Source organism: Loigolactobacillus coryniformis subsp. coryniformis KCTC 3167 = DSM 20001 (assembly GCF_002706425.1).
Lineage (GTDB): Bacteria > Bacillota > Bacilli > Lactobacillales > Lactobacillaceae > Loigolactobacillus > Loigolactobacillus coryniformis.
This window is the reverse complement of sequence record NZ_CP017713.1, coordinates 1,443,060-1,458,030: the sequence shown is the minus strand read 5'-3', so window position 1 is coordinate 1,458,030 and position 14,971 is coordinate 1,443,060. Positions and strand designations below refer to the sequence as shown.

General features: G+C 43.0%; 16 protein-coding genes. 2 read left to right on the top strand and 14 right to left on the bottom strand.

Going from position 1 to position 14,971, the window contains the following annotated elements; translation table 11 throughout:
* Nucleotides 1–22: 22 nt before the first annotated feature.
* The 11 genes from dtd to LC20001_RS07155 all read right to left on the bottom strand — a co-directional run bounded on the left by dtd (nucleotide 23) and on the right by LC20001_RS07155 (nucleotide 8,739).
* Nucleotides 23–469, bottom strand: a complete 447-nt coding sequence (dtd, locus tag LC20001_RS07205) for a D-aminoacyl-tRNA deacylase (protein ID WP_003676950.1) — start codon at nucleotides 467–469, stop codon at nucleotides 23–25.
* Nucleotides 470–590: 121 nt separating this feature from the next.
* Nucleotides 591–2,831, bottom strand: a complete 2,241-nt coding sequence (locus LC20001_RS07200; RefSeq protein WP_010010025.1) for a RelA/SpoT family protein — start codon at nucleotides 2,829–2,831, stop codon at nucleotides 591–593.
* Nucleotides 2,832–3,039: 208 nt separating this feature from the next.
* Nucleotides 3,040–3,387 carry a hypothetical protein gene (locus LC20001_RS07195; RefSeq protein WP_010010026.1) on the bottom strand — a complete coding sequence of 116 codons (348 nt, stop codon included), beginning with the start codon at nucleotides 3,385–3,387 and terminating at the stop codon, nucleotides 3,040–3,042.
* A gap of 56 nt (nucleotides 3,388–3,443) precedes the next feature.
* Nucleotides 3,444–4,202, bottom strand: coding sequence for a 16S rRNA (uracil(1498)-N(3))-methyltransferase (locus tag LC20001_RS07190; protein ID WP_003676954.1), 759 nt, complete (start codon nucleotides 4,200–4,202; stop codon nucleotides 3,444–3,446).
* A gap of 1 nt (nucleotide 4,203) precedes the next feature.
* Nucleotides 4,204–5,148 carry a 50S ribosomal protein L11 methyltransferase gene (prmA, locus tag LC20001_RS07185; protein WP_010010027.1) on the bottom strand — a complete coding sequence of 315 codons (945 nt, stop codon included), beginning with the start codon at nucleotides 5,146–5,148 and terminating at the stop codon, nucleotides 4,204–4,206.
* 63 nt (nucleotides 5,149–5,211) lie between these two features.
* The gene (locus tag LC20001_RS07180) at nucleotides 5,212–5,700 is read right to left on the bottom strand and encodes a DUF3013 family protein (protein ID WP_010010028.1); all 489 of its coding nucleotides are present in this window, start codon (nucleotides 5,698–5,700) and stop codon (nucleotides 5,212–5,214) included.
* Entirely contained in the window at nucleotides 5,697–6,335 is a 639-nt protein-coding gene (locus tag LC20001_RS07175) for a DNA-3-methyladenine glycosylase (protein WP_003676955.1), read from the bottom strand. The genes LC20001_RS07180 and LC20001_RS07175 overlap by 4 nt, the downstream gene beginning before the upstream one ends.
* Nucleotides 6,336–6,413: 78 nt before the next feature.
* Nucleotides 6,414–6,785 (bottom strand): hypothetical protein, encoded by a 372-nt coding sequence (locus tag LC20001_RS07170; RefSeq protein WP_010010029.1) that lies wholly within the window; start codon nucleotides 6,783–6,785, stop codon nucleotides 6,414–6,416.
* Nucleotides 6,786–6,920: 135 nt separating this feature from the next.
* Complete coding sequence (locus LC20001_RS07165; protein WP_010010030.1) at nucleotides 6,921–7,814, bottom strand: sce7725 family protein; 894 nt, start codon at nucleotides 7,812–7,814, stop codon at nucleotides 6,921–6,923.
* Complete coding sequence (locus LC20001_RS07160; protein ID WP_003676959.1) at nucleotides 7,814–8,497, bottom strand: hypothetical protein; 684 nt, start codon at nucleotides 8,495–8,497, stop codon at nucleotides 7,814–7,816. Before LC20001_RS07160 ends, LC20001_RS07165 begins: the two co-directional genes overlap by 1 nt.
* A 38-nt stretch (nucleotides 8,498–8,535) precedes the next feature.
* Nucleotides 8,536–8,739: a hypothetical protein gene (locus tag LC20001_RS07155; RefSeq protein ID WP_010010032.1), complete on the bottom strand. Its 204-nt coding sequence runs from the start codon at nucleotides 8,737–8,739 to the stop codon at nucleotides 8,536–8,538.
* A gap of 192 nt (nucleotides 8,740–8,931) precedes the next feature.
* On the opposite strand from LC20001_RS07155, the gene LC20001_RS07150 reads away from it, so the two are divergent.
* On the top strand, nucleotides 8,932–10,581 hold the full coding sequence (locus tag LC20001_RS07150) for a phosphoenolpyruvate carboxykinase (ATP) (RefSeq protein ID WP_010010033.1): 1,650 nt from the start codon (nucleotides 8,932–8,934) through the stop codon (nucleotides 10,579–10,581).
* Between the two features lie 244 nt (nucleotides 10,582–10,825).
* Here LC20001_RS07150 and LC20001_RS07145 read toward each other — a convergent pair whose 3' ends face one another.
* Nucleotides 10,826–11,920: an FAD:protein FMN transferase gene (locus tag LC20001_RS07145; protein ID WP_010010036.1), complete on the bottom strand. Its 1,095-nt coding sequence runs from the start codon at nucleotides 11,918–11,920 to the stop codon at nucleotides 10,826–10,828.
* A gap of 202 nt (nucleotides 11,921–12,122) precedes the next feature.
* Between LC20001_RS07145 and LC20001_RS07140 the strand changes: the two genes are divergently transcribed.
* Entirely contained in the window at nucleotides 12,123–12,710 is a 588-nt protein-coding gene (locus LC20001_RS07140; protein ID WP_010010037.1) for a hypothetical protein, read from the top strand.
* Nucleotides 12,711–12,755: 45 nt separating this feature from the next.
* On the opposite strand, the gene LC20001_RS07135 is transcribed toward LC20001_RS07140, so the two are convergent.
* The gene (locus tag LC20001_RS07135; RefSeq protein WP_010010038.1) at nucleotides 12,756–13,214 is read right to left on the bottom strand and encodes a GNAT family N-acetyltransferase; all 459 of its coding nucleotides are present in this window, start codon (nucleotides 13,212–13,214) and stop codon (nucleotides 12,756–12,758) included.
* A gap of 4 nt (nucleotides 13,215–13,218) precedes the next feature.
* Nucleotides 13,219–14,961 (bottom strand): 6-pyruvoyl-tetrahydropterin synthase-related protein, encoded by a 1,743-nt coding sequence (locus LC20001_RS07130; RefSeq protein WP_010010039.1) that lies wholly within the window; start codon nucleotides 14,959–14,961, stop codon nucleotides 13,219–13,221.
* Nucleotides 14,962–14,971 lie beyond the last annotated feature (10 nt).

Genomic DNA, 14,971 nt, shown 5'->3' with positions numbered 1-14,971 from the left:
TGCCTAAATGGTGAAATGGCTGTTATTTGTTTTCTGTATCAAATAAAATTGTCACTGGTCCATCATTGATCAACGCAACGGCCATATCCGCGCCGAATTCCCCAGTTGCAACTTTGATACCATTAGCCCGTAACTTCTCGTTAAAACGCGCATAATACTGGGCAGCTTTTTCTGGGTGTCCAGCATCAGTGAAGCTCGGCCGATTACCTTTACGGGTGTCCGCATATAACGTAAACTGCGAAACCGACAAAATCTCACCAGCAACCGCAGCCAACGCTAAATTCATTTTGCCTTGTGCATCTTCGAAAACCCGTAAATTAGTAATTTTATGTACGAGATAATCGATGTCAGCCTCGGTATCAGCATCGCGCACAGCAACTAATAATAGATAGCCGCGCTTGATCGCACCGACAACTTGATCATCAATCGTCACGCTAGCCTGTTTGACCCGCTGTAAAACAACTCGCACAACATAGCCTCCTTTTAATGACAGTTTCTTAGCCAGATCTGCTAATAAATTTTGCACTTGCAGTGGTCGATAATCATTCTTCTAGCAAAAACCGTACCGCAAGCAACGTGGCGCCAGACAATTATTCGTTCGACCGCTTAACGCTGTAAACATCCGGTATATTTTTGATACTATCGATCAACCGAGTTAAATGGGCTAAGTTAGTGATGGCCACGGTAACGTGAACAGTTGCCATATTGTCATGATCAACTTTGCCACTAACGGAAGTTAAATTCTTTGTTTGCGCATTCAAAGTCTGCAAAATATCATTTAATAAACCAGAACGATTGTAACCATAAACTTCCAAGTTAGCGTCGTAAGTGGTTCCTTTAGCTGCAGCATCTTCCCATTCAACTTCAATCAAACGATTAGCGGTATCCGCAGCATTTTGGACATTGGGACAATCCGCGCGATGAATCGAGACACCCCGACCTTTAGTAACGTAACCAACAATTTGGTCACCCGGTACAGGATTACAACACTTACTCAAATGAATCAGCAAGTTGTCGACCCCTTGAATGACGACGCCGCCTTCGTGCTTGATCTTTAACTTTTCATTTGGTTCCTTCGGCTTGGTTTTACCCTTACTTTTAGCCGCAGTCGTATCAGTCAAAACATCCCGGGCTTGCTGATCTTGCTCGGCTTTTTCCCGCTGGTGGCGGGCTTTTTCGGTTAACCGATTACTGACCACTAACGGTGATAACTCGCCATAACCAACCGCCGCCAATAGTTCATCACTATTGCTGAAATTAAACCGATTGATTGCTTGGCCTAAAACTTCCTTATTCAAATAATCCTTCGGTAAAAAGCCCATATCGGTAAGCTGCTTTTCAAGCATATCGCGGCCTTTTTCAATATTTTCCGAGCGGTCGGCTTGCTTGAAGAAACGCTTGATTTTATTACGTGCTTTGCTGGTACTGACCAAATTGATCCAATCACGACTAGGTGATGAATTTGGTGAAGTCAAAATATCAACGATATCGCCATTTTTCAATTGATAATTTAGCGGTACGATTTTGCCATTCACTTTGGCCCCTACGGTTTTATTACCGACTTCAGTATGGATCGTGTACGCAAAATCCAATGGTCCTGAACCTTGAGATAATTCGTAAACGTCCCCTTTAGGTGTAAAAACATAAACTCGATCAGAGAAAATATCACCTTTAACGCTTTCCATAAAATCAGCAGCGTTAGTGGTTTCATCGCCTAGTTCCAGAATTTCCCGGAACATGTCGATCTTTTTGCCATTCGAGTCGTATTTGACTTCGTCACGTTTGCCTTCTTTATAGGCCCAATGTGCAGCTACACCATATTCAGCGACTTGATGCATTTCTTCAGTCCGAATTTGGATCTCTAATGGCTGTCCTTTAGGCCCAATCACCGTTGTGTGTAATGATTGGTACATATTGGCTTTAGGCATGGCAATATAGTCTTTGAATCGGCCAGGCATTGGCTTCCATTTGGTATGGATCGCCCCTAAAACGGCATAACAGTCCTTGATCGTATCCACGATCACACGGATCGCCAATAGGTCATAGATTTCCTCAAACTGTTTATGCTTATCACGCATTTTTTTATAAATTGAATAGATATGTTTCGGGCGCCCATAAATTTCGTATTTAATATTAAAATCGGTCATCGAAGCTTTAATCTGTTTGATTGCTTCGTCAATATAGGCTTGGCGCTGTGCCCGCTTTGAATTCATCAAATGAACGATACGGTAATATTGTTGTGGATTTAAATACCGTAACGCAGTATCTTCTAATTCCCATTTGAACTGACTGATACCTAAACGATCAGCTAACGGCGCATAGATCTCCAACGTTTCATTAGCGATCCGCCGCTGTTTTTCTGGACGCAAATGCTTCAAGGTCCGCATATTGTGCAAACGATCAGCTAGCTTGACCATGACCACCCGTAGATCCTTAGCCATCGCTAAAATCATTTTACGGTGATTTTCCGCTAATTCATCCTTATGCGCGACATACTTGATCTTGCTTAACTTAGTCACACCATCAACGATCACCGCTACATCGTGGCCAAACAGCTCTTGAATGTCGCCTAACGTAATATTAGTGTCTTCAACCACATCGTGTAAAAACCCGGACGCTACCGTCGCAGGATCCATTTTTAACTCTGCTAAGATCGCCGCCACCTGGATGGGATGAACAATATAGGGCTCACCAGACTGACGGAACTGTTCCTTGTGCACATAGGTCGCAAAATCAAGTGCCTTTTTTACAAACGCCACATGCTCATCATTCATATAAGTTTCAACTAACTTGATACTTTCGTTAGCGGTGTAAACTTTTTCTTCAGCCATAAACCCCACATCCTTATCTGCTTTGATACAAAAACAGCACGGTAGCTATGCAGCATGCGTGCTTACTTGACCGCATTTTAGCTGAATCAACTGCCAAAATGTAGCTAATAATTTAGATACCGATCATGCAGTAATTGTTGATTTAATTATACCACGTACCGTATGATCCTTAGTCAGCAAATTCACTATGAATTATACCTGAGCCCACCTATTTTGCAACTGTCAGCGCCGTCTTGCGCATACTATAGGCCAGATAACTTAAAATTAAGTACGCACCGGCAAACCAATAACCATAGTGACCATAGCGCAAGTAGATGATTCCGGTAAATAACCCGGGAAAGATCAGTAACCACCAGATAGCAAAATGGCGATTGGCTAAATAAATTCCCAATGCGATCGCCGCGACCATATTGACCACAATAAATAAGACTGTGATTCGAATCACTTTAGCGACTGCCAACCAGTGAAAAATTAAGGGTAACAGCCAAGTAATGATCAAACTAAATAAAATGAGCTGAATCACTGGCTGTTTAAGTAATTGTTTGATTTTCGTCAAAATTAAACCTCCGCGTTTTTTAGAATCGACGCAACGTGTTATCGGTAACACGCGAATCATTTGTTTTGGGGAGCTAATAATTCCCACAACGTTGATAACGCACTTAATAAATATAAAGGCGCCGTTTCCGCACGTAAAATGCGTGGTCCCAAACCCGCCACATTAAAATCAGCTTGTCTTAATTGCTCAACTTCAGTCGGTGCCAAACCACCCTCTGGACCAAATACAGCGATCAGTGTTTGCCCACCAACCAATTGTTGCGCGGTTGCCACTAACGCCGCCGTTTCGCCTTGTTTAGCCGACTCTTCATACGCAACGATTCCAAAGTCTTTAGTAACTTGCGTTAGTTCCGTTAACCCAGCCATGATATCGACTGTCGGAATTTGATCCCGATGCGATTGTCGTGCCGCTTCCAAGGCAATTTTACGTAAGCGCGTCAGCTTCTTGGCTTGACGTGCTGGTTCCCATTTAGCTACCCCGTATTGACTGGAGAAAAAGATAAAGCCACTGGCACCAAGCTCGGTACCTTTTTGGACGATCCAATCAGCCTTGTCTTTTTTAGCGATACTACATGCAATGATCACTTGATTAGGCAGTTCTGGACTTGTCAATGCTGTATCTGCTAAATGGACACTAACGCCATCAGGTTGTAACGCCTCGATTTTACTACGATAAGCGCGGCGATCTCCAGTCACAACCTCAAGCTGATCACCTACTTGCGCGCGCATGACCCGTTGAATATGACGCGCCGACTCGCCAGTGATCGTCACTTGTCCACCAGCAGGCACCTGATCAGAAATAAAATAGCGCTGCATCCTAGTCCTCCCGTTTCTGCGCGATCACGCCGTACCAATCGCCTTCATTTAACACCTGAACAATCGCTAAATCAGCCTTGAGCAACGCCTGTTTGATGCTAGCCAGCTTATCGGCAATGATCCCAGAAAGGATCAAATAACCATTCGGATTCAGTAAGGGTTGCGCTTGCGGAATCAACGGTAAAATAATTTCTGCTAAAATATTGGCCACGATAATATCCGCTGATTGCGTGACATTCGTCAATAAATTATTGGCCGCAACTTTGACCGTAGCAGCAATTGGATTCAACGCTAAGTTGCTCGCTGCAGCTCGAACAGCCACATCATCCAGATCATAAGCATAAACTGACCCAACACCAAGTTGCTTAGCGGCAATACTCAGTACACCAGAGCCTGTCCCAACATCCAATACCGTTTCGCCACCACGAATCGTGGTTTCAAGCGCTTGTAACGCCAATTTAGTAGTTGGATGCGTCCCGGTTCCAAAAGACATCCCTGGATCTAAAATGATCAACTGCTCATCAGCCTGTTGGGGTTGGTATTTTTCCCAACTTGGAACCACCGTCAAATAACGGGTAACACGAACAGGATGATAGTACTTTTTCCATGATGTTGCCCAGGCGCCTTCATCAACAGCTGCTGTTGTCACTTGATTAGCGCCAATAGCTAAACCAAAATCAGTCAACTGAGTCACCCGTTGCTTAATTGTTGGTAAAATCTCAGGTAAAAAAACCGTCTCCGGATAATAAGCCGCAACTTCAGCACCTGATTGAATATGCGGATGCTTACTGGGGTCAAATATTTCGCCAAAAGGGCCCTGTGATTCTGGCTTAAAGTCAGCCGAATCATTGATCTGTACGCCGGTAGCCCCAGCCTCCATTAAAATATTAGCTACAGCTTCAACTGCTTCCGTTGAAGTTGTGACTTTCACTTCAGTCCATTCCATTAAGTTGATCGCCTTTCTACACTACAGTGATTAATTTGGGTAACAAAGCTCATACCACACTGATCAATACCGCGGATACGCTAAATAATCAGTTGCTTTAATTGGGCCCTGCGCCGCTACTTGTTGCTCGAAAACTCGTGGTTGCCATTTTAATTCAAAAGTCGTGACCGTATCTTCGTTTAAAAAGGCCATCAAATCACTTAAACCATCCGCCATTACTTCAGGTAAATACGCAAACAATCCATCGATAGTTTGCTGCGCTAAACCAGTTTTACCCGAAAATGGTAACAAAGCCAAGTAATCTTCAGCCACCGCCGCTGGATCTAAACGCTTTTCATCGTAGATCAAGATTTGATCCTGAAAATCAATTTTATCCTGGGTACTTAATTTACCCGCCACATCGGTCACTTCTTGCCCAGCTTTATTCTGCGCAGTCAAACTTAAAGTTATTTCAAAAACATGCTCTTTTTTATCCCAGTTTAGATCTAACTGACCTTCACCAGCATAGTCAGCAACTTGTGTCGCTAGATAGTCCAACATCGTTATTTTCATGATTGCCACCCATAATTTTCTAGATTCATTGCCCGCTTAGGCATTTTGGAAACAAATGGATTATGCGCCACGTAAAAGCGTAACGGCGCAGCCTTCCAGATACCTTTATCACCAATGCCGATTCGAGGCGCCGCATTAACTGCTAGCGGTCGCTTTTCCATCGTTAAACTCAAAGTTAGCGCACTCGTGGCATAGCTTTGTAAATTCAAACTAAGATCTTGGATGCCTAGTGCAGCCATTAATTTACCAGGGCCGTTGGTCAAATCAAAAACAGAACGTGGTTGTCGCCGATTGAGCTGCATTACTTCCTGACCTAAATTAGGTTGTAAGCCCCGAATCAGTACGCCCTGTGGCACGCCTTCCGGTTGAGTGATCACATTCAGCAAAAACTGTCCATAGATCGTATAAATATAGATCGTACCTCCAGCGTGATATAAAGCCTCATTTTTAGCCGAACGGTGCCCGGCAAATGCGTGCGCTGCCTGATCTTTTTCACCTAAGTAAGCTTCAGTTTCCACAATATAACCGGACAGCAGCCCCGCCGGCCCCTGATAGAATAGCTGTTTGCCCAATAGTTGCTGTGCGATTGTGATGGTGTCGGTTTGTTCAAAATACTCAGTAAATGTCATCGTCATTGCCAATTCCTCTACTCATCTACACGCCTTACCACGCGAAAAACTCGTCAGTATTGCCGACGAGTCCTGACTGCTTAATTAAGATTGCTGACCCCAAAGCATAATATCCAGTGTGCCATTGCCGTAGTCATAGTATTCAATACCTAGTTCCTGACTAGATTGATTAAGTACTTCATAGTACTGTTTGGTATCTAAGCCACCTGGATGAACGACACGAGCATACAAATACTTAGCCATTTCGTGCTGCATTTTTTGACCAACTGCCTGTGGCGCGGTAAAAATAAAGGTCGTGTATAACATCTCTTTAGTCGTATAATCGAACGTCACTTGTTCGATGGGAAAGCCACCGAAATTAGGTTCTTTCTTCAAATCATCGACAAACGTGTGTACCTGTTCAGCCGTGAATCTTTTAGTATAAAACAAAACGTGCCAGGTCTGTTTGATCGCCACATAAATTCCTCCAATTCAGATTTCTGTATATAGATAACTAATTGCGTATTTTTCTGTTTCAATTATGCCATACTCAAACCACCGATACCAGCCCTCTAGCCTTTTTCTGAAAATAGACCTAAAAGATAACTTCATTTAGCTGGGTGCAGTAGTTAAAAGCTGGCCGACCATTTCAATATGGTGCATCAATAACCATTGCTTGACTTTACCTAAACCAGGAAAATGCTGCTCATTCAGACTTTGTGTTAATGCTTGCAAGCCCATTGTTTGCGGCACTTCAGGATGTTCAGCTAACCAAGCCAGCAAATGAACTCCCGAACTGAAATACTTGGCTTTCGGTTGTTTAAAATCAGTAAATTGATCCGAAATGAAATGATGCAACCAGACCTGCTGTCCAGTGGGAAAGCTAAGCGATAAACGCACGTAAGGCAAGGGATAGCCTTTTTCGCTATAACTTGAGCCGGCAATCGCAAAATCACTAAATCCACTTAGCCCATCAGCACCAGCAAACCAAGGTTGATCACTAAAAAAAGTTTGCGGCTGTAACAGATAATCGGCCCCATCCCAACTACGTGGCAGCGGATCAGCCAAGGTAACCTGCGGTGTTAGCGCACGGCGCAAGCGATGACTAGGACCGGCAATTACTAACTGCTGCGGTCGTGGTAAAGGCAGTGTTTCCAGCAATCCAGGTTGCGTATAGATCAGTACTGTAGCGGCATTATAATCACTTAGTGACACTTCAGTACTGACTAATAATCCAGCTTTTAAATTAGGATCTGTCCACCATTTAGTTAGTGGGAAGCGTTGTTGGCGGTGCTGATCATAGGTGCCAACCTGCGGATTAACGATCACGATCAGCGGCCGTTTTGCCACCATGAATTCAGCCACGCAATCCACTAAATGATGCGAATCACGAACTGGCTCAATTATCGGCACCACTGCTGGCGCTAATTTTCCGGCCGCTTGTAGCGCTAATAAAGCCTGTAATTCAAATTGTTTACCACGTAAATAAGGATAGTAATGCAGCATCACAGATTCCCCGCTTTAACTTGATGATAGCGACGCAGTAGCTGCTGGTAGTCGGCTTCAGTGGCAACTAACTCAGCCTTCAACTGCTCAACCGCATCAGCGCGAACATCCTTGATAAATTGCTCATAATAATTAGGGGTCAAACCACTGGGATCATAATGATGACCGCGTTTACGCAACTCCGCATAAAGTCGTTCCGTTGAATAAGCTGCTAAACCAATATTGGCGCGCTTAAACTTGTCCGCTTCCCGGGCCAACGCCAACATAAAATGAGTCGTCAAGGTTGCTGCCGTTGTAGCTAGCTCCTGCCGCCGTGCTGCTTTGGCCACAGTCAAATAACCCGGCAGAGCAACTTCTAGTCCTTTTTTAAATGGGTGAAAAACTAAAACCCCAACGTGAGCTGGAATTTCCGCAGCGACCTGGGCGTACAAGGGTGCCGTTAAAACAAAGTAATTGTAATGCCCTACAAACGACAACCGGGCCGTAGAATGAAAATCAGCCTTGGAAATCTTTAGTTCATAGCAGCGCCATTCTTGTTGCTGTTGTTCGTCCGTGCGCAATGCCAGCATATCAACGATCCCTAAATCATCTGGCAAGGCCACTTCCTCAACTGCCGAATAACCCTTTTCACTACAATACGCATATAAAGTTTGCTCCAGCGCTAATGTTAACTTCGTTTTCACGTTCTAGATCCCTTCACCGATTTTTTAAGTGGCATCACTTAGAATTTCAACAACGATTCAGCCTTAGTGACTGTTAAATGCTCTGCAGTCACGGCTGTGATCACAACTTCGTCACCAAGTTTTAACGGTTCGTTGGCAACAAAATGATAAAAAATACCAAAAAAACTGATCGTGCCCTGCTCATTAGTTTGATCAATGATAAAATGTCGACCTAACAAGCGCGCATCCAAAGATTGATTCATCACCAAAACTCCCCGCCGATTTTATTTGCTTCATATTGTAGCATTTTTCCAGTTTATGTAGTGATAAATTCGTCAGTTATTACTAAATTTTACAGATTATCTACGCCATAGAAAGCAGCTTTTGGCTGCGGACTTTTGTGATAATTTGTGTTACTATATCTGTAAGCGCATACAAAAGGAGAGGTGATCATCATGAGTACCATTGGTAATTACGCAGAAACAGACATTCGTAAAGCTAATCCGATTTTCTCGCAAATTCGTACTACTATTGAGTCCGCTTTTTATGGCAATAATATGGTTGCTGTAAATGATCTCACTACCGCTTATGAATTGACAAAAGCGGCTCCAGAAACGACCGTTACTGACTTGCCGATCATTCATACCGACGAGTTAGGTTTACCAGCCGATGCTGTCATGTTAGTTAACAATCATGGCCGAGTTGTGGGCCGTACAGCCGCAGCACGCCGTCGGATTGGTGACGCAGATGTTGATCAAGCTAAGTTTGCTGGTATTTTGCGTGATGCCATTTTTGCCGGCACACAACAACAGTTTTATAAAACTAGCGTCGTTGTCGGACTTGATGAAGACTTCATGGTTGAAGCCCATTTAGCCGTTCCCGAAGGTTATGAAAACAATCTCTTATCTTATATGCTGAATTTTCAAACACTTAATCAGACCTATCAAGCTCGCTATCAGCAATCCAAGCCTTACCAAGAAGGCGATATTTTCATCTACGCGGATCCAAATTTTCATCATCCTGATTTTCCCGATGGTTTAGCCTTATTTGACGCGCAACATAACGTTGCTGCTATTTTAGGGATGCGCTATTTTGGTGAGCTAAAGAAGTCGACCCTAACGCTAGCTTGGGCCACTGCACATCGTCACGGCTACGTTGCGTGTCATGGTGGCGAAAAAGCTTTTCATTTTAACGATCGTCCAGATCAAGTTTTTGCTATGTTTGGCCTTTCTGGTTCCGGTAAATCGACTTTGACTCACGCCAAGCATGGTGGACGCTTTAAAACCACAGTTTTACATGATGATGCTTTTGTTATTTCACGCGAAAACGGTAGCTCAGTTGCACTAGAACCTGCTTATTTTGACAAAACCAACGACTATCCATCTGGGACTGATGAAACCAAGTATTTCATGACCTTAATGAACGTTGGCGTCACCTTAAATAAAGCAGGGCAAAAAGTGCTTGTCACTGAAGATCTGCGTAATGGTAACGGCCGTACCATTAAATCGCGTTACGCCTCGGCTAATCGGGTAGATAAAGAGGAAGCCCCAATCAACGCAATTTTCTGGATCATGAAAGACGACAGCTTACCACCAGTTGTCCATATTACTGATCCGACCTTAGCTGCAACATTTGGCGCAACCTTAGCAACCAAACGGTCATCAGCCGAAAATTTAGTTGGTAATGTTGACCGTAACGCCCTAGTGATTGAGCCGTTTGCTGATCCATTCCGCGCTTACCCGTTGGCCGAAGATTACGCTGATTTTAAGAGCCTATTTGCGCAGCGTCAAGTTGATTGTTATATCCTCAATACGGGTTATTATAATGGCAAGAAAATCCCTAAGGAAGTAACGTTAGGCATTCTAGAAGATATTGTCAACCAAAAAATGACTTGGCAAGATTTTGGCCCACTGAAACACCTGAGCTATGCCCCATTAAATGATTTTCCAGTTGATTTTACTGATAAGGATTATGTGGCAATGCTACGGACACGGTTACAGATCCGCTTGGATTGGATCACAAGCTACACAGCAACCCATCAACAATATCCCCTACCTGCTGAAATTAGTGCTGGATTGACTGACTTGATTGCTCAACTCAAATAAATGACTAAATACTGCAGCTTTCCAGTTGCAGTATTTTTTTGTTTTCTAAAACGGAATAAAAGTTCTTTTAAAAATAAATAAGACTATCGTATAATTTTTAAAATTAACAAATGTTATTAAATTAGGCATTTATAAAAGAACGTTTAATAATATTGCAGTTCTAAAAACAGTGAAAAAATAAACTAACGGCCATGATGGAAATCACCATCATGACCGTTAGTTTACATAATTTTTATTATGTTACTTATTCATTAGCAGTTAACTTGCTAGGATCGCCCATTTTATAACCCGAATTTTTAGTCAATTTAAAGGTCTTCTTCAAACCGTTGCTGACGTAAACTTTCTTATCTTTAGTTACAAATACTGCCTGAATATTTTTCTGGTGCTTATTGTTGATGTAGGCTAAGCCACCTTTAACGCCTTTATTGAAGGCAGCATTTGATAGCGCATCTCCGTCAACTGATTTCGGTGAAACGATCGTTACCCCTGCTAGACTGTTCTCATACGGGTAGCCAGTTTTCATATTAAACAAATAGATGTAGGTATGGCCGTTAGCCTTCAAATACTTCTCATAGATACCGGCCGTCACGACTGAAAGGTTCTTAGCTGGTAACGTCCCTAAGGCTGTACCACGCGTACCGTAGGGATCTTGGACGCCGACCTGCCATGGCTTGTTCTTACCTGCTGGTGAACTACCCATCACCACTACGTTACCACCAAGATCAATAATCGCCGTATTGACCCCATTTTTCCGGAATACCTCGCGTACTTGATCAGCAATATAGCCTTTGGCAATGCCACCAAAATCTAACCGCATCCCTCTTTTAGTCAAATACACCGTCCGCTTGCTGGCATCCAATTTAACATCATGGTAATCAACTAAAGGCAGTGCTTGATCAATTTCTGATTGTGCCGGGACCCGGGCACCGGGTAAACCAATCTTCCACAAATTAGTGATCGCACCGATCGACATATCGAAGGCCCCATTGGAATTTTTGCTATAATACATAGCTTTTTCCATTAATGGCCACATATCTTTACTGACTTTAACTGGCTTGATCCCCGCATTCGCATTGATTTTATCTAACTCAGAATGAGCTTTAGTTAAGGTTGCTTGCTTTTCCGTTTTAGCAATCCGATCAAACCCCTTCTGTAATACTTTTTTCTTGCCTTTATTATAAATCGACAACGTGCAGATCGTCCCTAGCATAAACTCACTACGTTTATATGGTTCAGAAATGACCGGTGCGGCTTGCTTTTTCGCCGTACAGGCACTTAACACCAAAGGTAATAACAATAGCATCACCGCCATAACAACGGATGATCGTTTTCGTAACATGTTCTATTTCCCCTCCACAATTTGGTTGGTCATTAAGTAATGTTCGTTCTTAGCTATGACCAGCCATTTTTGGTTTCCTATCTAGTTTATCTAAATGAGAACGCTATTACAATAACTCGCGGTTGAATTTAGTAAATTGTCATTTCTTTTCTACTACAAATCCTTTACAATGGTGACGGAAACTAATTGTGAGGTGTTCGGATTGAAACAGGCAAAAATTTTAAGTCAAATTGAAAAAGCCAAGCAGCAACACACGCTGGTGGAAGTCTATGTCAAAAAGCAAACCGGTGAATTCGAAGTCGGCTACCCCATCGTCAGTGATCATCGTTGGCTGATCATCGCGACGGTGAACGCACAGGGACAATTTGCTGGTTATACTTTATTTGCGTTAAAGCGGATCAAACGCGTTCGTAGCACGACGCCTTATTTAAAGATCATTACAACTTATCAGGACTTTTTTAAAGCACACGAGCAATACGATCCATTCCAGCTTAGCGAAAAAGAAACAACGATCAGTCAGTGGTCCAAACAACTACTACCTAAGCTCTTCACCGCTTTGACTAAGGAACGGGCTTATATTACTATCGCTGGTCGGTTTGATATTACACCAGTTGACCAAGTCGTTGCCGCAACCGCCCACCACTTCACTTGCTTACCGTTTGATCCCTTGACTTACCAACATGGCGAGCCTGTGATCTTAGCTTACAAGGACATCTCATTTTTGCAATTCTGGGATAGCGCTGACCTACTTTATCAGCAAACCAGCGAGAAATTAAGTGAAAAAATCTAAAAAAATGGCGCTGATGCATAAGATTTTATGCACCAGCGTCTTCTTTTATAGCTCTTGTTTAAACATCAGCATGTCTATTGCTTGCAGCTTATTTTCATAGATTGGTTGCGGATAGGTCGCAAAGAAATCGTGTTTTATTCGATCCATGCGAAAACCAACGCGCTGATAAAAACGGATGTTAGCAATACTCGAATTGGCCGTTCCCACAATACAAGTCTGATAACCCTGTTCCCGCAATAATTTGAGCAATTGTTGCACAAACCATTTACCATAGCCATGATGCTGTTGCTGCGGCAGTAAGCCTAAGTTTTTCAATTCAACGACCTGCTTATTTTGCGGAATAACCAGCGCTACGCCAATCGTTAGTTTATCTCTTTGTAGCAAATACAACTGGCCTTGATCTAGGTAACTAGCTACCACTTCCGCTGCGTCATCCCCAATTAATAGCAAATTTTGATACGCTGTCCGTGCACCGGTAGCCAGCTTAATTGTTAATTCAGCCACTACTTCACCCTCGTTTATAATATTTTTTATACTGATAAACCACTTTACCAACACCGACGCAAGACAATACCAACCACGAAACAAGCGACAAAATCAGTAGATTAGTGAAGCTGCGCGGCTGTTTAAATTGCAAGATCAATGTATTACGGCCGATTTCTTGCGGAACAACAGGCGCACCGATATTGGTTTCATCGTACTGATAACTATTTAAGCGGTGCCCGTTCAACTGTAAAATAGACTCCTTGTACATGATCAGTGGCACTTGCCGATAATCGCGCCGCTCAGCGTTCCAGGTTAGCTGTAATCGACCACCACTAAGTACTTTATGTTCAAATTCACGATGTCGATCAATGATTTGTTTTTCATATTCATCGGAACGTTTAAAGTTCAAACGTTTAAATTCGCTGGGAATCGGCAAATAATCTGGATGACGCTTTTCTACCAATGTTAATAATTGACCTGGATGTTCAGCGTGTAATGAGCTGCGGATTTGATCAGGCGTGTCTGCTAAAACCGTTACGCCAGTCCAACTATTCAGCACATCCACTGAATGATAAGTCTCCGCCTTTAGCGCCATACTAAGCATATTTGGCGCTAAACACAATAACACGGCGATCAACGCCCCGAAACGATAGTAACCCGTGTGGCGCTCACTGCTTAAACGCAACTGCGTGGCACTGATCGCCGCCCCACAAAACAGTAACGGATAGGCAATGATCGTGAAGCGAACTGGAAATTGCAATGTGCTTTGTAAAAAAGGCAATTGATGTTGTAAGGTCACCCAAGGGAATAAATCAGAAGCAATAAATAGAATCAACGCACCGATCACCGTTACGACTCGATTAACGGTTGTAGCTTGCTTACTGACAAGCACATAAACCAGCTGTGCCGCAAAAAGGATCAAACAAACCGCACCTAACTGATTCCGCTGCCCAAGGATCATCGAAAACTGTAATGCATTTTGCTCTAACGCAAATTTTGCTGGCTCAGCAATACTATTATTCGCAAAAATTGTTAGAAAACTTCCCCAGATGTTGGCCGTTAATAAAATTGTCAATAAAGCCGCTAAAATCGTATCCAGCAGCATCTTTATTTTATCATTTGCCCGCCATAAACCAATCATGAAAAATGGCAATAAAACTAGCGTAAACAGAATTGTACTTAATATATGGATTTCGATGATGATCGCCATGATCAGCGCCAACGGTATTATTTTGATTGGCCGCTGGTGATCACTGATCATCCGTACTGCACAGATCAATACAAATGGGGCTAAAGCAGCGCCCCAGGAATTCAAATTTTGTGACAGGCCCCAGCGTGGCAACCAGCCTACATTCATAAATAATAGCGCCGCAATCAACGCAATCCGCTTAGTCGCCCGCACTTTCGTTGCCAACAAGTACATTCCTATGCCGCCAATCAAATACACTAACAAAGTCGAAACGATCTGGAAATGATACCAACTACGAACCAAAATTAGCAGTACGCCGCTTAAATAAGCAAAGTATGGCCCATATAATGCATTGATGATCCGACCACTTTGTTGAAATCCATAATTGGTTTGAAAATAGCTAAAATTAAAGTTTTGCATCTGCTTAGCTGCATCATAGATTCGATTAAAATGAAAGATCGCGTCGGAACCAACGATCGTACTATGCAAAATTAACTGTGGCAATATCAACAGTACCGCCATCCCCGCGATCGATATATACGGTGCCACATCCCGCCAATAAATCCTTTTAAACACAATATCAAAC